At 62.4% G+C, this 23,544-nt stretch carries 20 protein-coding genes; 11 read left to right on the forward strand and 9 right to left on the reverse strand.

Features of this window, described 5'->3' with window-relative positions:
- The first annotated feature begins 240 nt into the window (after positions 1-240).
- The 4 genes from EIC84_RS10170 (at position 241) to EIC84_RS10185 (ending at position 3,560) form a co-directional block, all read left to right on the forward strand.
- Positions 241-1,140 carry a transporter substrate-binding domain-containing protein gene (locus tag EIC84_RS10170; RefSeq protein WP_003051113.1) on the forward strand — a complete coding sequence of 300 codons (900 nt, stop codon included), beginning with the start codon at positions 241-243 and terminating at the stop codon, positions 1,138-1,140.
- Positions 1,141-1,253: 113 nt separating this feature from the next.
- Positions 1,254-2,006 (forward strand): amino acid ABC transporter permease, encoded by a 753-nt coding sequence (locus tag EIC84_RS10175; RefSeq protein WP_003068095.1) that lies wholly within the window; start codon positions 1,254-1,256, stop codon positions 2,004-2,006.
- 1 nt (position 2,007) lies between these two features.
- Entirely contained in the window at positions 2,008-2,679 is a 672-nt protein-coding gene (locus tag EIC84_RS10180) for an amino acid ABC transporter permease (protein WP_003068096.1), read from the forward strand.
- Positions 2,680-2,822: 143 nt separating this feature from the next.
- Positions 2,823-3,560, forward strand: a complete 738-nt coding sequence (locus EIC84_RS10185; protein WP_003068099.1) for an amino acid ABC transporter ATP-binding protein — start codon at positions 2,823-2,825, stop codon at positions 3,558-3,560.
- A gap of 77 nt (positions 3,561-3,637) precedes the next feature.
- Here the strand turns inward: EIC84_RS10185 and rocF are convergent, their stop codons facing one another.
- Positions 3,638-4,591 carry an arginase gene (gene rocF / locus EIC84_RS10190; RefSeq protein WP_003068101.1) on the reverse strand — a complete coding sequence of 318 codons (954 nt, stop codon included), beginning with the start codon at positions 4,589-4,591 and terminating at the stop codon, positions 3,638-3,640.
- 13 nt (positions 4,592-4,604) lie between these two features.
- Entirely contained in the window at positions 4,605-5,711 is a 1,107-nt protein-coding gene (locus EIC84_RS10195) for an ornithine cyclodeaminase (protein WP_003068103.1), read from the reverse strand.
- Between the two features lie 129 nt (positions 5,712-5,840).
- Between EIC84_RS10195 and pyrC the strand changes: the two genes are divergently transcribed.
- The 6 genes from pyrC (at position 5,841) to EIC84_RS10225 (ending at position 11,071) form a co-directional block, all read left to right on the forward strand.
- On the forward strand, positions 5,841-6,887 hold the full coding sequence (pyrC, locus tag EIC84_RS10200) for a dihydroorotase (RefSeq protein ID WP_034362813.1): 1,047 nt from the start codon (positions 5,841-5,843) through the stop codon (positions 6,885-6,887).
- Positions 6,888-7,036: 149 nt separating this feature from the next.
- Positions 7,037-7,918 carry an NYN domain-containing protein gene (locus tag EIC84_RS10205; RefSeq protein WP_003068107.1) on the forward strand — a complete coding sequence of 294 codons (882 nt, stop codon included), beginning with the start codon at positions 7,037-7,039 and terminating at the stop codon, positions 7,916-7,918.
- Positions 7,918-8,751 (forward strand): DUF3025 domain-containing protein, encoded by an 834-nt coding sequence (locus tag EIC84_RS10210; protein ID WP_003068110.1) that lies wholly within the window; start codon positions 7,918-7,920, stop codon positions 8,749-8,751. Before EIC84_RS10205 ends, EIC84_RS10210 begins: the two co-directional genes overlap by 1 nt.
- A 73-nt stretch (positions 8,752-8,824) precedes the next feature.
- Positions 8,825-9,697 (forward strand): protease HtpX, encoded by an 873-nt coding sequence (gene htpX / locus EIC84_RS10215; protein WP_003068113.1) that lies wholly within the window; start codon positions 8,825-8,827, stop codon positions 9,695-9,697.
- A 124-nt stretch (positions 9,698-9,821) separates the two neighbouring features.
- Complete coding sequence (locus EIC84_RS10220) at positions 9,822-10,190, forward strand: YXWGXW repeat-containing protein (protein ID WP_003068115.1); 369 nt, start codon at positions 9,822-9,824, stop codon at positions 10,188-10,190.
- Between the two features lie 86 nt (positions 10,191-10,276).
- Complete coding sequence (locus tag EIC84_RS10225) at positions 10,277-11,071, forward strand: oxepin-CoA hydrolase, alternative type (protein ID WP_003068117.1); 795 nt, start codon at positions 10,277-10,279, stop codon at positions 11,069-11,071.
- A gap of 18 nt (positions 11,072-11,089) precedes the next feature.
- Here EIC84_RS10225 and EIC84_RS10230 read toward each other — a convergent pair whose 3' ends face one another.
- The 5 genes from EIC84_RS10230 to EIC84_RS10250 all read right to left on the reverse strand — a co-directional run bounded on the left by EIC84_RS10230 (position 11,090) and on the right by EIC84_RS10250 (position 17,576).
- On the reverse strand, positions 11,090-11,713 hold the full coding sequence (locus tag EIC84_RS10230; RefSeq protein ID WP_237704495.1) for a hypothetical protein: 624 nt from the start codon (positions 11,711-11,713) through the stop codon (positions 11,090-11,092).
- 119 nt (positions 11,714-11,832) lie between these two features.
- Positions 11,833-13,617 (reverse strand): NAD(P)/FAD-dependent oxidoreductase, encoded by a 1,785-nt coding sequence (locus EIC84_RS10235; protein WP_003068121.1) that lies wholly within the window; start codon positions 13,615-13,617, stop codon positions 11,833-11,835.
- Positions 13,618-13,837: 220 nt separating this feature from the next.
- Entirely contained in the window at positions 13,838-15,775 is a 1,938-nt protein-coding gene (locus EIC84_RS10240; protein ID WP_003068123.1) for a TRAP transporter large permease subunit, read from the reverse strand.
- The gene (locus tag EIC84_RS10245; RefSeq protein ID WP_003068125.1) at positions 15,772-16,344 is read right to left on the reverse strand and encodes a TRAP transporter small permease subunit; all 573 of its coding nucleotides are present in this window, start codon (positions 16,342-16,344) and stop codon (positions 15,772-15,774) included. The genes EIC84_RS10240 and EIC84_RS10245 overlap by 4 nt, the downstream gene beginning before the upstream one ends.
- Before the next feature lie 116 nt (positions 16,345-16,460).
- Positions 16,461-17,576 (reverse strand): TRAP transporter substrate-binding protein, encoded by a 1,116-nt coding sequence (locus EIC84_RS10250; protein ID WP_003068127.1) that lies wholly within the window; start codon positions 17,574-17,576, stop codon positions 16,461-16,463.
- A 339-nt stretch (positions 17,577-17,915) separates the two neighbouring features.
- On the opposite strand from EIC84_RS10250, the gene EIC84_RS10255 reads away from it, so the two are divergent.
- Entirely contained in the window at positions 17,916-18,860 is a 945-nt protein-coding gene (locus EIC84_RS10255) for an intradiol ring-cleavage dioxygenase (protein WP_100086424.1), read from the forward strand.
- 8 nt (positions 18,861-18,868) lie between these two features.
- Here EIC84_RS10255 and EIC84_RS10260 read toward each other — a convergent pair whose 3' ends face one another.
- Positions 18,869-22,300, reverse strand: coding sequence for an SbcC/MukB-like Walker B domain-containing protein (locus tag EIC84_RS10260; protein ID WP_003068131.1), 3,432 nt, complete (start codon positions 22,298-22,300; stop codon positions 18,869-18,871).
- Positions 22,297-23,541, reverse strand: a complete 1,245-nt coding sequence (gene sbcD / locus EIC84_RS10265; RefSeq protein WP_003068133.1) for an exonuclease subunit SbcD — start codon at positions 23,539-23,541, stop codon at positions 22,297-22,299. Before sbcD ends, EIC84_RS10260 begins: the two co-directional genes overlap by 4 nt.
- Positions 23,542-23,544 lie beyond the last annotated feature (3 nt).

Genomic DNA, 23,544 nt, shown 5'->3' on the forward strand with positions numbered 1-23,544 from the left:
TAGAGTTCGCAGCTTGCACAAAAAGAGGTGCTGCTTTGCAACACAAGATTGAGGCGGTAAGTAGGTGGTTGCCTTCCTGAATTGCCTACGGGAAAAGTCTTAGAAATGATTGCATTTCAGCCATCTTCATGACTGCACAATGTGTGCAGTACATTTGTTAACGCAACCTGTCCACCCTCACAAAGGGCGATGCGTTAAGGAGTGGCAAGCGTTTTTGGTCCTTACCAATAGGAGATCCGTATGAAGAAGCATTTGTTGGCCATCGCCGTAACCGCACTGGCAACTGGCACCGTGTTTGCACAGGCCAATGACACCTTGGCCAAGATCAAGTCCACCGGCAGCGTCACTCTGGGCGTGCGTGAATCGTCCGGCCTGGGCTATACGCTGGGCAATGGCAAATATGTAGGCTTCCATACCGAAATGGGTGAGCGCATTCTCAAGGACATCCAGAAGCAACTGGGCCTGACAGCGCTGGAAGTGAAGTACCAGCCCGTGACCTCGCAAAACCGTATTCCTCTGGTGCAGAACGGCACCGTGGACATCGAGTGCGGCTCCACCACCAACAACACGGCTCGTCAGAAGGATGCAGCCTTTGCCTTCACCACCTATGTGGAAGAAGTGCGCATTGCCACTCGTGCCAACTCCGGCATCACCGGCATCAAGGACCTGAACGGCAAGACCATCGTGACCACGACGGGTACGACTTCCGTACAGACCCTGCGCAAGAACAAGCGCGCCGACGGCCTGACCTTCAAGGAAGTCATGGGCAAGGACCACGCCGACAGTTTCCTGATGCTGGAAACCGGCCGCGCCGATGCCTTCATCATGGACGGCTCCATCCTGGCCGCCAATATTTCCAAGTCCAAGGCTCCCAACGATTACAAGATCGTGGGTGAAGTGCTGTCGGTGGAGCCCATCGCCTGCATGATGCGCAAGGACGATCCCGCCTTCAAGAAGGCTGTGGACGAATCCATCGTGCGTCAGATCAAGGATGGTTCTCTGACCAAGCTGTACGACAAGTGGTTCCTGCAGCCCATTCCTCCCAACAACGTGAAGGTGGGTCTGCCACTGTCGGCAGCGACCAAGGATGCGTGGGCTCACCCCAACGACAAGCCCATGGAAGCTTACGAAGTCAAGTAATCCCGCCTATAGGTGTACCGCCCCTTCTGCCAAGCGGTTAGAAGGGGCTTTTTTGTTGCGAGGGCCGGTGTGAGCGTTTGCCCTCATAAACCAAGAATGAAAGAGGTGCTCGTATGAGTTGGGATTGGCAGGTGTTCTGTCAGGACACCATTACCCAAGAGGTCGGGCAGAGTTGTTTTGGCAAGAACGGTGACATCACCTATCTGGATTGGATGATGTCGGCCTGGGGCTGGACCGTGTCGGTGGCACTGCTGTCGCTGGTCATCGCTCTGGTGCTGGGCGCAGTCATCGGTACCTTGCGTACCTTGCCCGATCGTCCGTGGATAGTGCGCCTGGGCAATGCCTGGGTGGAGTTGTTCCGCAATATTCCCTTGCTGGTCCAGGTGTTCATCTGGTACCACGTGGTTCCGGCCATCTTCCCCGCAATGAAGTCCCTGCCGGGCTTTGTGCTGGTGGTGTTTGCGATCGGTTTCTTCACCTCTGCCCGTATTGCCGAGCAGGTGCGCTCCGGTATTCAGGCTTTGCCGCGGGGCCAGCGCTACGCCGGCATGGCAGTAGGTTTCACGACCTTCCAGACCTACCGCTATGTGCTGCTGCCGATGGCGTTTCGCATCATCATTCCGCCGCTGACCAGCGAGGCCATGAACGTGTTCAAGAACTCGTCCGTGGCGTTTGCCGTGTCCGTGGCCGAACTGACCATGTTCGCCATGCAGGCCCAGGAAGAGACGGCTCGTGGCGTCGAAATTTATATGGCTGTGACAGGTCTGTATGTGATTTCTGCCTTCATCATCAACCGCATCATGGCCTTCATCGAGAAGCGTTCTCGCGTGCCCGGCCTGATTGCAGCCAGCGGTGGAGGCCACTGATATGAATCTCAACCTCGACTGGTCGTTTTTCTCGTGGGACCTGTTCAGCAACTTTGTGCTGAAGGGGCTGTATTTCAGCGTGTCCCTGACCGTGATCGCCACGCTGGGCGGCATCTTCTTCGGCACCTTGCTGGCGCTGATGCGCCTGTCGGGCAAGAAGTGGCTGGACCTGCCTGCCACCATCTATGTCAACGGCATGCGCTCCATCCCGCTGGTGATGGTGATTCTGTGGTTCTTCCTGCTGATGCCCATGCTGATCGGCAAGCCCATCGGTGCGGAGACTTCGGCCATCATCACCTTTGTGGCGTTCGAAGCAGCATATTTCTCTGAGATCATGCGTGCCGGCATCCAGTCCATTCCACGTGGACAGGTGTTTGCCGGACAGGCGCTGGGCATGACCTATGGTCAGAACATGCGTCTGGTGGTGCTGCCTCAGGCCTTCCGCAACATGCTGCCCGTGCTGCTGACCCAGACCATCATCCTGTTTCAGGATACCTCGCTGGTCTATGCGATCGGTGCCTACGACATGCTCAAGGGCTTCGAAATCGCCGGCAAGAACTTCGGCCGACCCATCGAATCCTATCTGGCGGCTGCCGTGACCTATTTTGTGATCTGCTTTGCACTGTCTTGGTTCGTCAAGCGTCTGCACAAGAAGATTGCCATTATTCGATGAAACACCCCCTGAGTCGCTTCGCGCCCTCCCCCTCAAGGGGGACGACGGCCTCGGCTGCGGGGCGGCCCTTGCTGGCCGTCCCTGGCCTGACCGAGCCCGTTGCAGGCGCTGCGATGGATCACTGACAAAAGTCGGAGTGAAAAATGATTGAACTCAAGAACGTTTCCAAGTGGTACGGCAGCTTTCAGGTGCTGTCCGATTGCTCCACCAATATCAACAAGGGCGAGGTGGTGGTGGTGTGCGGCCCTTCGGGCTCCGGCAAGTCCACGCTGATCAAGACCATCAATGCGCTGGAGCCTTTCCAGAAGGGCGAGATCTTTGTGGACGGCACGGCAGTGCACGATCCCAAGACCAACCTGCCCAAGCTGCGCAGCCGCGTGGGCATGGTGTTCCAGCACTTTGAGCTGTTCCCCCACCTGTCGGTGACGGAGAACCTGACCATCGCACAGATGAAGGTGCTGGGCCGCAGTGCTGCCGACGCCAAGACCCGTGGCCTCAAGATGCTGGACCGCGTGGGCCTGACCGCTCACAAGGACAAGTTCCCCGGCCAGCTCTCCGGTGGTCAGCAGCAGCGCGTGGCCATTGCGCGCGCTCTGTCGATGGATCCCATCGTGATGCTGTTCGACGAACCCACTTCGGCACTGGACCCCGAAATGGTGGGCGAAGTGCTGGACGTGATGATGGGCCTGGCCAACGAAGGCATGACCATGATGTGCGTGACCCACGAAATGGGCTTTGCGCGCAAGGTGGCCAGCCGTGTGATCTTCATGGACGTGGGCGGCAAGATTCTGGAGGACTGCAGCAAGGAAGAGTTCTTCGGCCATCCCGAAAACCGCCAGCCGCGAACCAAGGAATTCCTCAACAAGATCCTGCAGCATTGATGCCGCAGGCAAGCCGCAAAAAGGCGCTCGCAGGAGCGCCTTTTTTCATGGCCTCGCGCCAGACCCAGACCGGCCGCTCAGCATTGCAGCACGCCGCGGGGGGCGCGCATCAGCGTGCTCTGACCAAACAGGCTTTGCACCAGATCCACCACCAACTCCGCCGTCTGGTTGCGCAGGTCCAGCGCCGGGTTGAGCTCCACAATGTCCAGCGAGGCAAGACGGCCGGTGTCGGCAATCATTTCCATGCACAGCTGGGCCTCGCGGTAGGTGGGGCCGCCGCGTACCGGCGTGCCGGTGCCGGGAGCAATGTCAGGATCGAGAAAGTCCACGTCAAAGCTCAGATGCAGATGGATGTCTCTGTCGTTGCGTCCCAGCAGGCTGACCAGGGCGCGGCGCATCACTTCACGCATGCCCAGCTCGTCAATGGCCCGCATGTCGTAGACCTCCAGCCCCAGCTCTCGGATCATGTGCTTTTCGCTCTCGTCCACGCTGCGCAGGCCGATCTGGCAGAACGATGAGGCAGGCAGGGCGGGAGTCGTGCCCGACAGCGAGGCCAGTTCCGCCGGTCCCAGTCCGCAGAGGCTTGAAACCGGCATGCCGTGCAGATTGCCCGTGGGCGAACTTTCGGGGGTGTTGCAATCCGAGTGGGCATCCAGCCAGAGCACGCGCAGCTGCTTGCCCGTGGCGCGGCAATGGCGGGCCACGGCGCTGATGGAGCCTGTGGCCAGCGTATGGTCGCCACCCAGCAGTATGGGCAGCCGGTGTTGCTGCAGCACCTGCAGCACAGCGTCATGGGCGATCCGGTTCCAGCTCAGGCATTCGGCCAGATTGCGCAGACCCTGGGCATCGCGCGCGCCACGCGGGTTGGCGGGGCCGCTCAGATTGCCCAGATCGCTGACCTGCACACCCAGCCGTTGCAGCGCCGGACCGAGCTGGGCCACACGCAGGGCATCGGGCCCCATGGCCGCGCCAAGGCGCGAGGCACCGATATCGGTGGGCAGACCGATCAGTGTGGACGATGTGTATGCCATGAGCCGCTCCGCTTCAGGCCGTCTTACGGGCCGCAAGATTGATGATCTGGGGACTGGCTGCCTGTCTCACCATGGCAAACAGATCCTTGGGGTCGGCGAGCTCCGGCACCAGCTCGATCTGTGACAGCAGGCCCGCGCCTCGTGCCAGGCTGTGCATGGTGCGCAGCGCCGAGTAGTCCTCCAGCGCGAAGCCCACGGAGTCGAACAGGGTGATCTGGGCATCCGATGTCCGGCCCGGCGCCAGCTTCTGCAGCACGCGCCAGAGCTCGGTCACGGCAAAGTCGGCGGGCATTTGCTGCAGCTCGCCCTCGATGCGCGTCTGCGGCTCGTACTCGACAAAGACCTGCGCACGCTGCAGGGCGCTGGCATCGAACTCGGTCTTGCCGGGGCAATCACCGCCCACGGCATTGATATGCATGCCGGGCTCCAGCAAATGTCCGGGGATGATGGTGGCGCGGGTCTTGTCGGCGGTGGCGGTGGTCACGATGTCCGTGCCGGCCACGGCGTCCCGCACGCTGGTGCAGACGATGGCCGTGGCGCAAAAGCCGGGCAGGAACGGCTGCAGGTTGCGCAGCAGCTTTTGCGATGCCGCAGGGTCGATGTCGAACAGGCGCAGCTCGCGCACGCCCAGCAGCTCCATGAAGGCCAGAGCCTGGAATTCGCTTTGCGAGCCATTGCCGATCAGCGCCATGCTGCGGTTGCCGGCGCGCGCCAGATGGCGCGCAGCCATGGCGGATGTGGCGGCGGTGCGCAAGGCCGTGGTCAGCGTCAGCTCGCTGACAAAGCGCGGCATGCCGGTGGCGACATCGGCCAGCGCGCCGAAAGCCATCACGGTGGGCAGGCCCAGGCGCGGATTGTGCGGGTGGCCGTTGACGTATTTGAAGGCGTAGTCCCGCGCATCGGCCACCGGCATCAGCTCGATCACGCCGCTGGCTGAATGGGCGGCGGTGCGCGCGCTTTTGTCGAAGTCCTGCCAGCGGCCGAAGTCGGCCTCCAGGGCTTGGCTGATCAGGCGCAGCACCTGGGTGATGCCGACGCGCGCGACCAGCCGGGCTGCGTCGCTGGCGCTGAGAAAGTCGGTGCGCAATGGTGTGCCGGCCAGAGCTTGAGGAACAGACATAAGACCTCCTCCTTGGCTTCATTTTTGAGGATTTTTGCGCCAAATGCCAGAGAGAAGAGCCTGCGGTCGCCGTGGGAGCACTGCTCTTGCGGGGTCGGGTGCGGCCTTGCCGCCAGCGAAGATGGGACAATATCGGCCATGACTCAGACCATCACGATTACCCGCCCCGATGATTGGCACTTGCATGTGCGCGATGGCGATGCCATGCGCTGCGTGGTGCCGCACACTGCCCGCCAGATGGGCCGTGCCATCATCATGCCCAACCTCAAGCCCCCGGTCACCACGGCGGAGATGGCTGCGGACTACCGCGCCCGCATTCTGTCGGCCGTGCCTGAAGGCAGCCAGTTCCAGCCGCTGATGACGCTGTATCTGACGGACAACCTGGGCCCTCAGGAAATCGTGCGCGCCAAGGCGGCCGGCGTGGTGGCCTGCAAGCTTTACCCCGCAGGTGCCACGACCAATTCCGACCATGGCGTGACCGATCTGCGCAAGATTTATCCCACGCTGCAAGCCATGCAGCGCGAAGGCCTGGTGCTGCTGGTGCATGGTGAAGTCACCGATCAGAGCATCGACCTGTTCGACCGTGAAGCCGTGTTCATCGAGCAGCAGCTCAAGCCTCTGCGCAAGGATTTCCCCGAGCTCAAGATCGTCATGGAGCATGTGACGACCAAGGAAGCCGCCGAGTACGTGGCTGAGGCCGATGATTTCCTGGCTGCGACCATCACGCCCCAGCATCTGCTGTTCAACCGCAACGCCATCTTCCTGGGCGGCGTGCGCCCGCATTTCTATTGCCTGCCGGTCCTGAAGCGCGAAACCCATCGCCTGGCGCTGGTGCAGGCCGCCACCAGCGGCAGCAGCAAGTTCTTCCTGGGCACGGACAGCGCACCCCATGCAGCGCATCTGAAGGAAGCCGCGACCGGTTGCGCCGGCTGCTACAGTGCCCACGCCGCCATCGAGATGTATGCCGAGGTGTTCGACGGCGTCGGGGCTCTCGACAAACTGGAAGCCTTTGCCTCCTTCAACGGAGCCGATTTCTACGGACTGCCCCGCAACACCGACACCATCACCCTGGTCAAGGAAAGCTGGACGCCGCCCGTGAGCTTTGCATACGGCGAAGGGGCGCAGCTCAAGCCGCTGCGCTTTGGCGAAGCCCTGCCCTGGAAGATGCTGGATTAAAAACAGTAGCTGCAAGCGCCTGTGTTCACTTGAATCAAAGGTGTTTCCGGTCTGAAATCAAGAAAGGAGTTGCGCAAGCCGCTCCTTTTTTAGTTTGGCTTTGCGCAGAGCCTCGGTTAGGCTTGGCCAAACAGCGCTCAGGAGATTGCATGCCCAACGATGTCCAGCCCAGGATTGCCTTGCTGATCGATGCGGACAACGCGCCCGCAGAGATGATTGACGAGATATTGACCGAGCTGTCCACCTTCGGCCTGATCAATATTCGCCGTGCCTATGGCAACTGGACCAAGGCCGGTCTGCATGGCTGGCAGAGCAAGCTGCTCGAATATGCCGTGCGGCCCATGCAGCAGTTCGACTACTCCAAGGGCAAGAACGCGACCGATATGGCCATGACGGTGGATGCCATGGAGCTGCTCTATACCGAAAAGCCCGATGCCTTCGGCATCGTCTCGTCGGATGCCGACTTCACCCCGCTGGTCATGCATTTGCGCGCCAAGGGCGCTGCCGTCTATGGATTCGGGGCGGAGCAGACGCCCAGGGCTTTCGTCAATGCCTGCTCGCGCTTTCTGTATTTCGATGCGCTCAAGGAGCTGGGCGACGGCATTGTCAGCCGCAGCGAGCGCCGCGAGGCTCTGGAGGCCGATGCCGTGCCGCGCGCGGTGCCCGCGGCAAGCCAGCCGCTGGGACCGAATCCCAATGCCGGCAATGGCCGGGTGGCAGGCGGCACCGGTGTGGCCGCACCGGCCTGCACCACGCTGCGCGTGCCTTCGCACATGCTCAAGGAAGACAGGCAGCTCATCGCCATGCTGCGCGATGCCGTCAAGGCCACCCAGGACGAGGCCGGCTGGGCACGTGTGGCGGCGGTGGGAACGCATATCGGCAACAAGCTGTCGTTTGATGCACGCAACTATGGCTATGCCTCGCTGACCAAGCTCATGGCCGCGACCCAGGTGTTCGAGCTGCGTGACGAGGGCACTGCCAGGGTGGCTGTGCGCGATCTGCGCGGGCATCAGGACGAGGTGCTGCCTTGATGGAGCCCACCGCAGTGCAGTCGGTGGATTGGGCCGTTGACTGGCAGGCGCCATGGCTGGCACCGCTGCAAGCGCTTGGACGTCAGGTTCATGACCGGGTGCTGGGCGGTGCCGGCGTGGCCCGGGCCTTGCAGGAGGTGGCTGCCGCCCAAGGACTGCTGCCGGGCTGGCAGTTCGTCGATCAGCTGCAGCTGCCTGCCGGCCAGGCCTATGAGGCATTCATCCACAGCCGGCGCAGCATTCCCACGCGCGACAATCTGCATGACTTCTTCAACGGCCTGATTTGGCTGCACTGGCCGTTGCTCAAGCAGCGGCTCAACGCGCTGCAGGCGGCCGAGATAGAGCGCCAGGGTGTGGGGGCGCAGCGCGGGCGCCTGCGCGATTCGATCACGGTGCTGGACGAGAACGGCGGCTTGCTGCTGGCGCCGCAGGCACTGTGCGATGCGCTGCGCGACAAGCGCTGGCAGGAGCTGTTCGTGGTCCGGCGTGCACTGTGGGAGCAGGCACGCTTCCTTCCCATAGGCCATGCCTTGCTGGAAAAGCTGGTCCGGCCGCGCAAGGCCATCACCGCGCATGTGATCTGCGTGCCGCTGGAGCACGCTCCTGGCCTGACGTCGCCGGCCGAGGCCGATGGCTGGCTGGTCGATCAGTTGCGGACCCGGTCTTGCAATCTGGCCAGCAAGCCCTATCTACCAATTCCCATATTGGGAATCCCGAACTGGTGCCTGCAAAACCAGAACTTTTCCTTCTATGATGACTCTCTAGTTTTCCGAGCCCCACGTACCGCACAAACAACACAACAACGGGTACTGCCAGAAACAGAACTGGTTTGATGAGCATTCGTCCTGCACAGGCGGTGCCTCAGGGGTTCTGGTCATTTTGTCCCCTGTGTGGAGTACACCCTCGATGAAACGTATTGCCTTATTTCTACTGACCAATATCGCCGTGGTGGCGGTATTGGGCATCGTCGCCAGCCTGCTGGGCGTCAACCGCTACCTCACTGCCAACGGCCTCAATCTGGGCGCCCTGCTGGGCTTTGCCTTCATCATGGGCTTTGGCGGCGCCATCATCTCGCTGCTGATCTCCAAACCCATGGCCAAATGGACATCGGGCGTGCAGGTCATCAACGAGCCGCGCAACGCCGATGAGGCCTGGATCGTCAACACCGTGCGCGGCTTTGCCGAAAAGGCTGGCATCGGCATGCCCGAGGTCGGCATCTATGAGGGCGAGCCCAACGCCTTTGCGACCGGCGCCTTCAAGAACTCGGCCCTGGTGGCCGTGTCCACAGGTCTGCTCGAAGGCATGACCCGTGAAGAGGTCGAGGCCGTGATCGGTCACGAAGTGGCCCACATCGCCAATGGCGACATGGTGACCATGACGCTGATCCAGGGCGTGATGAACACCTTTGTGGTCTTCCTCTCGCGCGTGATCGGCTATGCGGTCGACTCCTTCCTGCGCCGCAACGACGAGCAAAGCTCCGGCCCCGGCATCGGCTACATGATCACCACCGTGGTGCTGGATATCCTGCTGGGCTTTGTCGCCGCCATGATCGTGGCCTGGTTCTCGCGCCAGCGCGAGTTCCGTGCCGATGCGGGTGCTGCCCAGCTCATGGGGCGCAAGCAGCCCATGATGAATGCGCTGGCCCGTCTGGGCGGCATGCATCCGGGCGAGCTGCCCAAGAGCGTGGCGGCCATGGGCATTGCCGGTGGCATCGGCCAGCTGTTCTCTACCCACCCGCCCATCGAGCAGCGCATTGCTGCACTGCAAAACGCCCGCTAAGCGTACGCATGTGTAAACGGCAGTAGCCGGTCTTTACCGCTGCTTCACAAGCCCCTGTCAACAACCGGCAGGGGCTTTTGCGTTGTAGGAGCATATACATGTCCCCGGACTTTCAGGAGTTGTGATGTCCTTCATCTCTCAAACCATGACCCGCCGACTGCTGCCGGTCTTGCTGCTGGGCGGCTCCGCTGCCCTGCTTACGGGCTGCGTGGTGGCCCCGGCCTATCCGGCTTATGGAACCGAGGTGGTTGCGGGCGACGTCTATGCACCCATGGCCCCGCCTCCCCTGATCAACGAGGTGATCCCGGTGGCTCCCTCGCCGGCCTATGTCTGGATCGGCGGCTCCTGGGGCTGGGGCGGCGGGCGCTACAACTGGCGCCCCGGCCGCTGGGCCATGCCGCCACGTCCCGGCTATGGCTGGCATGAGGGTGGGTGGAATCATGGTCCTGGCGGCTGGCATCACGGCGGCGGCCATTGGGGACCGCGCCGCTGAGGGCGTCCGCTAGGTGACAAGAGAGGGCATCCGCCCGCTAGGCGGGCCGTGCCTGTATCGCTAGAGTCGGATGCAGGAGGTTTGCCGTGAATCCTGCTCTTGTCACCCGCCGCGAAGGCTCTGTTCTTGTTCTCTCCAACAACAACCAGGCAGCGCGCAATGCGCTGTCGCCCGAGTATTACCACGCGGTCATGGAAGCGCTGCGTGCGGCCGGCACCGATGCCTCGGTGGCCGCCGTGATTCTGACAGGCGAGGGCGGTCATTTCTGCGCTGGCGGCGATCTGAACCAGCTGGCAACGAGGCGCGAGATGCCGCTGGCCGAACGCCGCCTAAAGCTTGAGGACCTCAACCATCTGATTCGTGCCATACGCGACTGCCCCAAACCCGTGATTGCGGCGGTGGAGGGCGCTGCCGCTGGTGCAGGCCTGTCTCTGGCCATGGCTTGCGACATGCTGGTGGCGGCAAGGTCGGCGGTTTTCTCGGTGGCCTATGTGAAGGTTGGCCTCACACCCGACGGTGGCGCGACTTCGTTTCTGGCCGAATTCATGTCCCGCCAATTGCTGACCGAGCTCTGCCTGACGGGCGAGCGCATCAGCGGCGAGCGCATGCATGCGCATGGCTGCATCAACCGTTTGACGGAGCCGGGCCAGGCCCTGGCCCAAGCGCTGGAGCTGGCCAGACAACTGGCCCAGGGGCCGGAGGTCGCGACTGCGCGCATCAAGGCGCTATGCCGGGTGGCTCACAGCCACAGTCTGGAGCAGCAGCTGGCGCTGGAGGCTGACTACATGGTCGAGGCCCAGGGCAACGAGGAGTCCCGCGAAGGCATTGCGGCCTTTCTGGAAAAGCGTACGCCTGATTTTGCCAGGCTGCGCGGTGCCTGACAGGTCGTTCCCTGCGGCCTAGCGAACCGTGTAGTTGAGCTGGAACATCACGCCGGCATTGCCCAGCACATTGATCTGGGGGCCCCAGTTGCTGTTGAAGTCATAGCCCACGGCCGGAATGGCCGTGATGCCCCAGCCATGCCTGTTGTTGAACGGGATCTTCTTGTTGTACGGAAACTTGTAGCCGTGAATGATGCCGCCCGTGACCTTGAATAAAAGGCTTGGCACGCTGTCAAAAGGCCTGAGTCGCCAGCCGTAATAGGCGTACTGGCTGGGCTGGCCGAATGAGTTCCTGAAATAGGCGAATCCCGCGATATGGCGCTCGTCCAGCTCCTTCTCGGCCTGGATCAGCCAGACATAGGCATGCTTTTGTTCGTCGGGCTCGAAATCGTTTTCCTTTTTGGCATCGGAGAAGTGCCAGTCCAGGGGCGCGTAGCCAAGCATCCAGCCCGACAGCGCAGAGGGCTTGCTGCCGGCAGTATCTGCTGCAGCGGCGGAATCACTGGTTTGTGCGCCGGCACTGACTGCAGCCAGCCAGCAGGCCAGTCCCAGGGACATGGAGGCAGGGGCAAGTCGCAGAGGTTTCATGGTGACGCTGGCGTGCGATGAAGTCACCAGCGTACCGATGCCAGCCTGGTGCATTGTCAGTCGGCGTCCAAAAAATTGTAAAGCCATGACGTCAGGTATGGAAGCACCATCAAAGGCAGCCAGCAGCAGGGCTGGCATGCCTGGGAGGGGGGCAGCGAGGCTGTCTGCCTCGCTTACAGGGCTCCGCCCGAGCCGCGCGCGCCCGAGGAGGGGACTTCGACTCCGAGAATCGCAGCCGCTACGGCCTCGCCGACCTTGATGCCATCCACACCGGCCGACAGAATGCCGCCTGCGTAACTCGCACCTTCACCGGCCGGGTATAGACCGCGCGTGTTATCGCTCTGGAAGTCGGCGCCGCGACCGATCTTGACCGGGGACGAGGTGCGGGTTTCCACACCGGTCAGCACGGCATCCTTTATGTCGTAGCCGCGAATCTTCTTGCCAAAGGCGGGCAGGGCCTCGCGCATGGCTTCGATCGCATAGGCGGGCAGGGCCTGGTGCAGATCGCCGAGGCTGATGCCGGGCTTGTAGGAGGGCTGAACTTCGCCAAATTCGGTGGAGGGCTTGCCAGTCACAAAGTCACCCACGAGCTGGCCGGGCGCACTGTAGTTCTGGCCGCCGAGCACATAGGCCCTGGACTCCAGCTGGCGCTGCAGCACAATGCCGGAAAGCGGGTGATGCTCGCCTTTTTGCTGCTTTTCAACGCCAAAGGTCTTGCCGTCAAAGGCCCAGGCAAAGCTCTCGGCGTCTTGCGGGTAGTCCTCGGGGCTGATGGCGCAGACCATGCCGGCATTGGCATTGCGCTCGGCGCGCGAATACTGGCTCATGCCGTTGGTGACGACGCGCCCGGGTTCGCTGGTCGCTGCCACCACGGTGCCGCCCGGGCACATGCAGAAGCTGTAGACGGCGCGGCCATTTTTGGCATGGTGCACCAGCTTGTAGTCGGCAGCGCCCAGCAGAGGGTGGCCGGCATCCTTGCCCCAGCGGGCGCGGTCGATCACGCTTTGCGGATGCTCGATGCGAAAGCCCACGGAGAAGGGTTTGGCCTCCATGGCCACGCCGCGCTCGTAGAACATGGCAAAAGTGTCGCGCGAGCTGTGACCCAGCGCCATCACGGCATGGTGGGTGGGCAGCGCATAGCTTTGGCCTGTGGCCTGGTCGAGCACCTGCAGGCCGACCAGTTGGCGCTGGCCGTCGACTTCTTCGATCTGTACATCGGTCACGCGCTGCTCGAAGCGGATTTCGCCGCCCAGGCGCACGATTTCCTCGCGAATGCCTTCGACCAGTTTGACCAGCTTGAAAGTGCCGATATGGGGGTGAGCCGCGTAGAGAATTTCGGGCGGCGCACCATAGGTCACGAACTCGGTCAGCACCTTGCGGCCCAGATGGCGCGGGTCCTTGATCTGGCTGTAGAGCTTGCCGTCGGAGAAGGTGCCGGCGCCGCCTTCGCCGTACTGCACATTGGACTCGGGCGTCAGCTCGCGCTTGCGCCACAGGCGCCAGGTGTCCTTGGTGCGCTCGCGCACGGTCTTGCCGCGCTCCAGCACGATGGGCTTGAAGCCCATCTGGGCCAGAACCAGCCCGGCAAACATGCCGCAGGGGCCAAAGCCCACGACCACGGGGCGCTCATCCAGATCCGCCGGGGCCTGGCCCACGGGTTTCCAGCTCATGTCTGGCGTCGGGTTGACATGGGGATGGTCGGCAAACTGCGTCAGCAGCGCGGCCTCCTGGCCCTCGTCGGCCAGCGTGATGTCGACAATGTAGACGGCCAGCAGTTCCGCCTTGCGCGCATCGAAGCTGCGCTTGTGCACATGCAGCTTGGCAATGGCGGCGGCCGCAATTCCCAGGCGCTCGGCAGCAAGCTGCGTGAGCTTGTCCGTGGGCTGGTATTCGGTGTGGTTCTCGGGGTGGTATTCAACCGCCGAGAGAGGGAGTTTGAGTTCTGCGATCCGGATCATGGCTTGTACCTATCAAGCAAGGGTCTGGATGGTACGGCAAAGACCTGATGACTGCGCGACAAGGCCATGGTGACCTCGGCTTTTGTTGTGCTTATCGCTTCTAAGAAGATAGCGGTTTGCGCTTGATACAGCTCATGTTCTCATCTCTTTGAACACGAAGTTGCTATGTAACAAGCGCAGTCAGCTATGCATTTGATAGTGATGTGCTGGTGGCCTTTTGTTATTTGTAGAGCAGTTCCGGCAGCCACAGACCGATCTGCGGCCAGATGTAGAGCAGCACGATGGCCAGGATTTGTATGCCCATGAAGGGCATCATGCCCACGAATATCTGGTTGAGCGTCACCGAAGGCGGTGCCACCCCCTTGAGGTAGAAGGCAGACATGGCCACGGGTGGAGAGAGGAAGGCCGTCTGCAGATTCAGCGCCACCAGCAGGCCGAAGAACAGCGGGTCAACGCCAAAGTGGTTGAGCAGAGGGATGAAGATGGGCATGAAGATGACGATGATCTCCGTCCATTCCAGCGGCCAGCCCAGCAGAAAGATCACGACCTGGGAGAGGATCATGAACTCTATCTTGCTGAGGTTCATGGACAGCACCCAGCGCTCTATCAGCTCCTGCCCGCCCAGCAATGCAAAGGCGGCGGAGAAAATGGCCGAGCCCACAAACAGCCAGCAGACCATGGCCGAGGTCTTGGCGGTCAGGTACACGGACTCCTTGACGACATCGATACTCAGGCGCTTGTAGGCAGCGGCAAGCACAAAGCCGCCCAAGGCACCCATGGCAGCCGCTTCGGTCGGCGTGGCCAGGCCAAAGACAATGGAGCCGAGTACGGTCAGGATCAGCACCACCAGCGGAAAGAACGAGCCCAGCAGCATCTTGAAGATTTCCAGCCGCGCAAAACTCAGAAACAGATAAAACAGTGCGATGCAGGTCCCCAGCACTGCAAAGCCAATCCACCACCAGGTGGGGGCTGGCTGGGTTTCAGCCTGGCTGGCAGCAGGCACGCCCGGTGCGTTGCTGCCTGTTTCAGGCTCTGCCGGCGCCGTTGCTGCCACCGGGGCGGAGGACTCTGAGCCGGGCGGCTCCTGTAGCCCTCCTTCTGTGGGTGGTTCCTGCAAGCCACCTTCTATGGGCGGCTCGGCAAGGCCAGTGCCGGAGCTGGAGGAGCTGCTGCTTTCCATGCCTATGGGCTGGATCTCGAACTGTTCCTGCACCGCAGGCGTCGTCACTGCCTGCCAACTGCTGGCAGCCAGCAGCAGGAACAGCATTCCGGGCAGAACCACCACGGCCAGCTGGCGCAGCAGATAGCCTGTGGGAACCTGTGCATTGCGCTGGCCTTTGAGTGCGGCCAGCAGGCGCATGGGGGCGTATTGCTGAGCGGTGGCGGGCAGCTCGCGAGTCAGGGGCGGTAGAGCTACCTGGCGCTCGGCGGCTGACAGCGGTGGTGCCCAGGCCGGCTTGATCTTGGCCATGATAACCACATAGCCCACGTACAGGCCGGCAAGCATCAGGCCAGGGAAGAAAGCGCCGGCATACAGCTGGACGACGGAAACGCCTGCTGTCGCGCCATAGAGAATCAGCAGCACCGAAGGCGGTATCAAGATACCCAGGCAGCCACCCGCCGTGATGGCCCCTGCCGCCATGGACGTGCTGTAGCCGGCACGCAGCATGGTGGGCAGTGCCAGCAGGCCCATGAGCGTGACCACGGCGCCCACAATGCCGGTGGCGGTGGCAAACACGGTGCAGGTCACCAGCGTGGCCACAGCAAGCGAGCCCGGCACGCGGGCCATGGCCAGGTGCATGCTTTTGAACAGCTTTTCGATCAGGTTGGCGCGCTCGACCAGATAGCCCATGAAGACGAAAAGGGGGATGGCGATGAGCACGTCATTGGTCATGCTCTTGTAGGCTGACTGCACCATCAAATCCAGTGTGCGTGTGGTATCGCGCTCATAGGCCAGCCAGGTGAAGATCATGCCCATGCCCATCAGCGTGAAGGCAGTGGGAAAGCCCAGCATGATGGCGACCACCACCAGCGACAGCATCAGCAGGCCCAGATGGCCGTTGGTGATGTTTTCTACGCCCAGCAGCAGCACGATGGCCGAGAGCACGACCAGGGCCATGATGGAAAAGCCGAACCAGAGTTCCTTGCGCATCTTCATGCTTTGCCCTCCTGCACCATTTCCTTGAGCTTTTCCACATCCACTTCTTCCACGTCTGCGCCGCGACGGGGCCATTGGCCGTCGCGCAGGCACAGCATGCAGCGGGCGATTTCAGCCAGGCCCTGAAGCAGCAGCACGCCACCAGCCAGCGGAATCATGAATTTGAATGGATACAGCGGCAACGGATGGGCAGAGAAGGTCTGCTCGCGAATATCCAGCGATTCGTGGGCATAGGTCCAGCCGGCCCAGGTCAGCGCCAGTACGCCAGGCAGGAAGAACAGGATGTACAGGCACAGATCCACGGCAGCCTGCGCACGCGGGCTGAAGAAGCCGTAGAGCACATCGCCGCGCACATGGCCGTTCTTGGACAGGGTGTAGGCGCCGGCCAGCATGAACATGGTGCCGTAGAGCATGATCTGTGCATCCAGCACCCAGGCGTGAGGTTTGTTCAGTGCATAGCGGGAGAACACCTCCCAGCTGATCAGCATTGTCAGCAGCACCACGGCCCAGGCCGCCACCTTGCCGATAAAGGTCGAGAACGCATCGACAGCAAGCAGAATTTTTTGCATGGCAGTCTCCGCTGCGTGATGCAGCGAGGTGCGAAGAAGATGAGATGCCCGCCTGCCGGGGCGGGACTGCGGGAGGCAGACAGGCGCAGCCCCTGCTGGGCTGCGCTGCGTCGGAATCAACTGCGCTTTTGCGCGAAGTAGTGGTTCCAGGCCATCTTGAAGTCGAGGTCGGTATCGTTTTGCCAGCGTCCGCTGCGCTGGGCAAACGTGCGCATGGAGTCCATCACCCGCTTGAACATGGGGTTCTCGGCGGCCTTCTTGGATGTCACCTTGTCCCAGGCAGCCAGTTGGGCGCGCAGGATGGCGTCGGGTGTCTTGTAGAACTTCACGCCTTGCTTGGACTGCATCTCTGCATAGTCCTTGGCATAGCGGTCGGTGGCCTTCCAGCTCATGTCGGCGCTGGCGGCCTGGGTGGCGTACTCGATGATGGACTTGATCTCGGCCGGCAGGGCGTTGAACTTGGTCTTGTTGAACAGCACCTCGAACTGCTCACTCGACTGGTGAAAGCTTTGCAGCATGCAGTTCTTGGTCACATCCGGAAAGCCCAGCACGCGGTCGCTGGATGCATTGTTGAACTCGGCGGCATCCAGCAGGCCGCGATCCAGGGCTGGAACGATCTCACCGGCAGGCAGTGGGTTCACAGCCAGACCCATTTCCGTAAACACATCCACGGCAAGGCCGACGGTGCGGAATTTCAGTCCCTTCAGGTCTTCCACCTTGGCCACGGGTTTCTTGAACCAGCCCAGCGGCTGGGTCGGCATGGGGCCATAGAGTTTGGAGACCACGTCCATTTTCAGGCCGCCGTAGATCTCGTCCAGCAGCTCCTTGCCTCCGCCATAGTTGTGCCAGGCCAGCACCATATTGGCATCCATGCCAAAGGCCGGTCCGGACCCCCACAGCGCTACGGCCTGGCTTTTGCCATACCAGTACGCAATCACGCCGTGCCCGCCATCCAGCGTGCCTTTGGATACCGCATCCAGCAACTGGAATGCAGGCACCACGGAGCCGGCAGGCAGCACCTCGATCTTGAGGCGGTTGCCGGTCATGTCGTTGACTTTCTTCGCGAAGTCCTGGGCAAACTCGTGAAAAATATCCTTGGCTGGCCAGGTACTCTGAAAGCGCCAGGACGTGGTCTGGGCCGTGCTTATCATGGGCACGGACATGGCGGAAGCAGCCACCGCGGCACCTTTGAGTAGGTTGCGGCGGCCGGTTTTCTGGGTCTCCTGTGTCATCTACTTCATCTCCTCTGGGTGGTTATCCTGGCCTTCCGCCAGTGCATGCATCTTTGAAGCGAGTGACAGGCCGGCGCAGAGGGTTAACACCAGACTTGATGGACGGGTTGCTGCTTGAGGTCTTGATTTTTCTTTATTGAAATCAATCTATTACGCCCGAAATCAAAGTGGTGTTTGCTATGGATTGGTGAGTGCTTTGCAGTGCTGGAGATCTGTCGGTTAAGGGTAATTTGGGGGGCGCTGCGTGGATGTATCGTTGCGGTAAAGCTCGCAAAGCAAGCGCCTGAATGACTTGCCGTGCACTAGCATGCGGTCAGTCTGACTTGACGCCCAAGCTCCATGTCCCATTCATCCTCCGACTCGTTCCTGCCGCTTACCCGCAGGCATTGGCTGCAGCATTCCGGTGCTGTACTGGGGGTGCTGCCCGTCATTCCCTTGCTCGGCTGCGCAGCTCCCGCTGCGGAGTCGGTGAGGAGCGTGGGGAAAGCCGCTGCTCCATGGCTCAGCGGTGGCACCAAGGCCATCACCGCTGCCGTGCGCGGCATCAACCCGTTTGCCGGTGCCGGGCTGGCGGGCAGTTGCCGCCTGACCTGCGAGGCCACCATCGGCCCCTGCCATACGCTGTCTCCCGAGCGCATGGATGTCAGCGATGGCTGGGATGGCCTGCCGCTGCATATGCAGATCCGCGTGGTCAACGAGCGCTGCGAGCCGGTGCCGGGCACGATTGTGGAGATCTGGCATACCAATCACACGGGCGGTTACTCGGGCCAGATTCACCGCATGTGCAACAACGATGCGACCGATGGGAACAAGCAGTTCTTTCGCGGCTATCAACGCACCGACGGCAATGGCGTGGCGCGCTTCGACAGCTGCTACCCCGGCTGGTATCGCGGCCGCGCCGTGCATGTGCACTTTCGCATTCTGCAAGGCAGCTACGACCCGGCGGACAGCGCTGCATCGTGGCTGACCAGCCAGTTGTTGTTCAGCGATGCGCTCAACAGCGAGATCTTTGCGCAGGCGCCGCCCTACAGGGACAAGGGCCAGCCCGATACCCGCCTGGATGTGGACAACGTGGTCGGGCAGGAGCCGGACAAGACGCCTTATGTCTTCGATGTGCAGAACCTGGGAGGGGTGATGCTGGCATCGAAGACCGTGGTGGTGCGCAGCGATAGTGCCGACAAGCTCTGCCAGGTCAAGGGCTCCATGCCGCCAGGCGGGCCAGGAGGCCCAGGGCGGCGGCCGCCGCGCCCGGGCATGATGCCGCCACCTCCGCCCGGCACCTGAACCAGGCTTCAGATCACCAGTCTGGAGTAGCCGATTCCGGCTGCTTTTTCCACGCGGATCTGCGCCGGAATGCGCTCCTTGAGTGCTTCCACATGGCTGATGACGCCAATCATCTTGCCGCTGGCGTTGAGTGCATCGAGCGCGGCGAGGGCCATCTCCAGCGTATCGCCGTCCAGCGTGCCGAAGCCTTCGTCGAGGAATAGCGAATCGATCGAGGTCTTGCTGCTGACCAGATCGGACAGTGCCAGTGCCAGTGCCAGGCTGACGAGAAAGGCCTCGCCGCCCGAGAGCGTGCGCGTGTCGCGCGCCACATCGCCCTGCCAGCCGTCCACAATGTCCAGCTCCAGCTCGCCAGTGGGCTTGCGCCGCAGCAGATAGCGACCGTGCAGGCGCTCCAGGTGTCGGTTGGCCAGATGCAGCAGATGATCCAGCGTCAGCCCCTGTGCGAACTTGCGGAACTTGTCGCCTCTGGCGGAGCCTATCAGGCTGTCCAGGTGTTGCCAGAGATCGCTGTCCTGTTCCTGCTCGGCAATCCGGGCCAGCAAGGCTTGCTGGCCCGCGCGGCGGTCATCGTCATCTTTGAGGCGGGCGCGGTGGGCGCCCAGTTGCTCGGCTTGCTGGGCGCGTTCGGTCTCCAGCTGGGTAATTTGCTCGGTAATGGTTTCGGGTGCTTCATCGCTGAGCGCCTGTGCTTGCAGTGCGGTCAGGCGCTGGCTGGCGTCTGCCTGCAAGGCGGCTGCGCGTTGTGCCGCGCCCTGAAGCTGGTTGCTCAGTGCCTGCAGACCTTGCTGTTCGGCATCGGACAGCAGGGCTGCGGTGTACTGCGCTTCGTCGGAGAACGGGCTGGCCTGCAGCGCCTGCTGCCATTCGGCCTGGGCCTGCCGCGTCGATTGCTGCAGCTGCTCAAGCGTGGCTTGTGCCTGGCTTGCCTGACCTTGCAGCCTGGCCAGTTGCTGCGCTGTTTGTTCGAGCAGAACTCTGCAGTCCTGCAGCGTGGCGGCGGCTGGCACTGTATAGGCGGTGGCGTCGGCGGACATGTCAGGCAGGGCCTGGCTGCGTTGCAGCCAGTGCTCGGCATCTTGCGCGGCTTGTTCGACCTGGCGTTGCAGAAGGTCGATCTGCTGGGTCAGCTCTTGCATTGCCTGTTGCTGGCGCTGCCATTGCTGCCATTCCTGCTGACGCGCATCCAGCCAGTCTGCGGTGTCTGCGCTCTCGGGCAATGCGTAGCATGCCGTCTGCAGGGCAAGCTGCAAGCGAGTTTGCAGGCCGCCGGCCTGCTGCATCAAGGCTTGCAGTGCCTGAGCGGTCTGCTCCTGCTGCGTCAGATTGCTCTGCAGAGCCTGCCGGGTGCTGGCCTGTGCATGCTCGATCTGCTGCTGGTGTTGCACAGCCGCCTGGCAGGCGTCCTTGGACTGTTGCAGCTGGCGTTCGGCAGTTTCGGCATCGGCCAGGTTCTGCTGTAGCTGCACACTCTGCTGCCCGGCTTCAGCGCAAGCGGTGCGCAGTGCTTCGGGCTGCTGCCATGCCGCCTCATCCAGCGGCACTGCGCTCTGCGCGCGCAAGTCAGCCCAGCGTGACAGCCATTTTTCAATCTGCTGGGCAATGGCCTGGTGCTGCTCCTGCTGCTGCTGCCGCTGGCCCTGGGCAGTGGCCAGCGCGGTGTTCAGCTGCTCGCCCTGGCGCTGCAGCGACTCGAGTTCGCTCTGTGCCTGCTGCAGCGCAGCGGCTGTGGCTGATACATCCAGCGCCGCGTATTCGGTGATGGCTGGGTGATCCTGAGACCCGCACAGCGGGCAGGCATCTCCGGGCTGCAGCGCAGCGCGGTGCTCTTGCAGGCTTTGGATGAGGCGCTCCTGGTCAAGCAGGGCTTGCTTGTCGGCCACCTTTTCCTTGAGAGCCTTGTACTGCGCACGCAAGTCATCGCGTTGCGCCAGCTGCTCCTGAATGCGGGAATCAACGGAGCTCAGCGCCTGCGAATTGCGCTGCTGCTGCACGTCCAGGGGCTGGCGCAGTTCGGCATGTTCCTGCAACTGCTGCCAGTGATGCAGCTGGCGCTCTGCGTTTTGCCAGTGGCTGCGCAGCTGAGGCAGGCTGCCGTGCGTGGTCAGCTGCTGCTGCAGGGCTTGCTCTGCGGCCTGCTGCTGTTGCAGCGTCTGGGAGACTTGCCGTGTCGACTGCGTGGATTGCTGCGTCTGTGCGTCTGCTTGCTGCTGCAGTTGCCGGGCGAGCTTCTGCAGCTGCGTCATCTGGCCTTCTGTCTGGATGGTTTGCCGTTGCAGTTGCTGGCCTTGCTGCAGCTGCTCGCGCCAGCCGCTGAGGTTTTCACCCAGCATGGCGCGGCTGGCATGGGCTTGCAGCCATGCCGTCAAGTCGGCCTGCCGGGCCTGTGCAGACTGCAGCTGCAGCCTTGACTGCTGCAGCTGATCGTCAGCCAGTTGCCGGGCCTGTTGGTGTTGATGCCATTGCGCGCTTTGGGCTTGCAGCCGCAGGGTATGCAGTTGCTGCAATTGCGCGGCCTGTTCGCTTTGCTGGTCTTGTGCCAGCTGCCAGCGATGGTGCATGGGCTGGATTGCCTGCGCAGGTCCGTGGGCCTGCAGGCGCAGCAAATCTTGTGCTGCATCACTCAGCGCTTGCTGGGCGTTTGCTTGTGCATTGCGTGCCTGCTCAACCTCCTCCATGGCCTGCATGGTCTGTGCCTGCCAGCGTTGTACGGTTTGCAGTTGCTGGTGGCGTGCCTGCAGATCCGTCAAGCCGGTCTGCAGCAGTGCCGCCTGGGACTGTAGCTGCTCGCGTGTGCCTGCATCCAGCAGTTGCATGCCCTGTGCCTGGGCCTGTTGCTTTTCCAGGGCTTGGCGGGCGTCGCGCGCTCTTTCGAAAACGGACTGCGAGATGCGACCGTAGATATCGGTGCCGGTCAGTTCTTCGAGCAGCTCGGCGCGCTCATTGGCCGTGGCCTGCAGAAAGGCGGCAAAGCCGCCCTGGGCCAGCAGCATGGACTTGGTAAAGCGCGCAAAGTCCAGCCCGGTGATCTCTGCGATGCGCCGGGCTTTGTCCTTGATGTGGGTGGTGAGTATGCTGCCGTCCGCCACCAGTGCCAGCTCCACCCTGGGTGCTTGCAGGGCTGCGTCCGGCTTGCCGCGCGCGCGGCGCTGACTCCAGAAGGCGCGGTAGGCCACACCTTTGACTTCGAACTCCACCTCGGCTTCGCACTCGCCGGTGTGGCGCGTCATGATGTCGTTGCTGCCGCTGATGGTGTCGAGGCGTGGCGTCTGGTGGTAGAGCGCAAGGCAGATGGCATCGAGCAGCGTGGACTTGCCCGCGCCCGTGGGTCCGGTGATGGCAAACAGGCCGTTGTCGGCAAAGGGGGCGACTGTGAAGTCCACGTTCCACTCGCCCTTGAGCGAATTCAGGTTCTTCAGGCGCAGCTTGAGAATTCTCATGCCGCTGCTCCTTGCTCGTCGTGGAGGCCGCGCAGCACCTGTCGATAGCGCTCGGTCAGCGCCGATTGCAGTGGGGGCTCCAGGCTCTCCTGGGCCAGTCGGCGTGAAAACACATCGAGCGGGGTGAGTTCATCCAGCGACTCGCGGGCCTCGCCGGACAGCTGTGCCGCAGCCTGGCCGCGCTGGCGCTTGATGCGCAGAATCTCCACGGGCAGTGACTCGGCCATGGCCTGCACGCGCGCCGTGAGGTCGGACAGGTAGTCGTCTTCCTGTACCGTCACCTCCAGCCAGACCGGCCGATCGGCTTGTACCTGGGTCGAGGCAGATTCCAGCAAGGCAGGCATCTGCGCCAGGCTGCCGGTGATGGAGGCCATGGGCTGAAACACCGGCACGGGCAGGGCGGTGACGGTCTGCAGCCCGTCGGCATTCAGGTCCACCAGCAGTACCTGCTTGGTCTGCCTGGCTTCGTCAAAGCCAAGCGCGATGGGAGAGCCGCTGTAGCGGATGTGATCGAGTCCGCCTACGAGCTGCGGCTTGTGGATATGGCCAAGAGCGATATAGCAGGCCGGCGGGAAGGCATTGGTCGGAAAGGCCTCCAGTGCGCCCACATAGATTTCACGCACCGATTCATTGCTGCTGGCACCCACCGTGGTCAGATGGCCGGTGGCAATGATGGGCAGCCGTTCGCCCTGGCTGGCCTGCATCGCCTGTTGCTGTTGCAGGGCTGCGGCATATACGCGCTGGTAGGTGGACGCAATCGCGGTTTGCAGTGCCTGCTGCTTGTCCTGCGCGCTTTGTCCGGCCTGGCTTTGCTGCACATCACGCGGGCGGATGAAGGGCAGGGCGCAGACGATACAGCCAGGCTCCCGCGCTGTGCCACGCTGCGGTAGCGTGACGACATGCCGTGCCTCATCACCGGTCGAGCTGACCACCTGGGCGCCCAGGTAAGACAGCAGCTCGCGGCTTTCATCGAGCACGCTGACCGAGTCATGATTGCCCGCCAGTATCAGCAAGGCCGCGCCTGCGTCGTGCAGGCGCACGATGAGCTGGTTGTACAGCTCGCGCGCATAGCTGGGCGGGGCTCCGGTGTCGAAGATGTCGCCGGCGATCAGCACGGCATCCACGGAATGGGTCTGGACCTGGGTGAGCAGCCAGTCGATCAGGGCCTGATGCTCGGTCTGGCGGCTGCGGCCCATGAAGTGCTGACCCAGATGCCAGTCGGAGGTATGGAGAAGACGCATGCG

The sequence above is a fragment of the Comamonas sp. A23 genome (genome assembly GCF_004522605.1).
GTDB lineage: Bacteria > Pseudomonadota > Gammaproteobacteria > Burkholderiales > Burkholderiaceae_C > Comamonas > Comamonas thiooxydans.

Excerpts from the sequence above, each read along its gene's own strand:
- EIC84_RS10170 (WP_003051113.1), top strand. The coding sequence starts at position 241 with ATGAAGAAGCATTTGTTGGCCATCGCCGTAACCGCACTGGCAACTGGC.
- EIC84_RS10175 (WP_003068095.1), top strand. The coding sequence starts at position 1,254 with ATGAGTTGGGATTGGCAGGTGTTCTGTCAGGACACCATTACCCAAGAG.
- EIC84_RS10180 (WP_003068096.1), top strand. The coding sequence starts at position 2,008 with ATGAATCTCAACCTCGACTGGTCGTTTTTCTCGTGGGACCTGTTCAGC.
- EIC84_RS10185 (WP_003068099.1), top strand. The coding sequence starts at position 2,823 with ATGATTGAACTCAAGAACGTTTCCAAGTGGTACGGCAGCTTTCAGGTG.
- rocF (WP_003068101.1), bottom strand. The coding sequence starts at position 4,591 with ATGGCATACACATCGTCCACACTGATCGGTCTGCCCACCGATATCGGT.
- EIC84_RS10195 (WP_003068103.1), bottom strand. The coding sequence starts at position 5,711 with ATGTCTGTTCCTCAAGCTCTGGCCGGCACACCATTGCGCACCGACTTT.
- EIC84_RS10205 (WP_003068107.1), top strand. The coding sequence starts at position 7,037 with ATGCCCAACGATGTCCAGCCCAGGATTGCCTTGCTGATCGATGCGGAC.
- EIC84_RS10210 (WP_003068110.1), top strand. The coding sequence starts at position 7,918 with ATGGAGCCCACCGCAGTGCAGTCGGTGGATTGGGCCGTTGACTGGCAG.
- htpX (WP_003068113.1), top strand. The coding sequence starts at position 8,825 with ATGAAACGTATTGCCTTATTTCTACTGACCAATATCGCCGTGGTGGCG.
- EIC84_RS10220 (WP_003068115.1), top strand. The coding sequence starts at position 9,822 with ATGTCCTTCATCTCTCAAACCATGACCCGCCGACTGCTGCCGGTCTTG.
- EIC84_RS10230 (WP_237704495.1), bottom strand. The coding sequence starts at position 11,713 with ATGCACCAGGCTGGCATCGGTACGCTGGTGACTTCATCGCACGCCAGC.
- EIC84_RS10235 (WP_003068121.1), bottom strand. The coding sequence starts at position 13,617 with ATGATCCGGATCGCAGAACTCAAACTCCCTCTCTCGGCGGTTGAATAC.
- EIC84_RS10240 (WP_003068123.1), bottom strand. The coding sequence starts at position 15,775 with ATGAAGATGCGCAAGGAACTCTGGTTCGGCTTTTCCATCATGGCCCTG.
- EIC84_RS10245 (WP_003068125.1), bottom strand. The coding sequence starts at position 16,344 with ATGCAAAAAATTCTGCTTGCTGTCGATGCGTTCTCGACCTTTATCGGC.
- EIC84_RS10250 (WP_003068127.1), bottom strand. The coding sequence starts at position 17,576 with ATGACACAGGAGACCCAGAAAACCGGCCGCCGCAACCTACTCAAAGGT.
- EIC84_RS10255 (WP_100086424.1), top strand. The coding sequence starts at position 17,916 with ATGTCCCATTCATCCTCCGACTCGTTCCTGCCGCTTACCCGCAGGCAT.
- EIC84_RS10260 (WP_003068131.1), bottom strand. The coding sequence starts at position 22,300 with ATGAGAATTCTCAAGCTGCGCCTGAAGAACCTGAATTCGCTCAAGGGC.
- sbcD (WP_003068133.1), bottom strand. The coding sequence starts at position 23,541 with ATGCGTCTTCTCCATACCTCCGACTGGCATCTGGGTCAGCACTTCATG.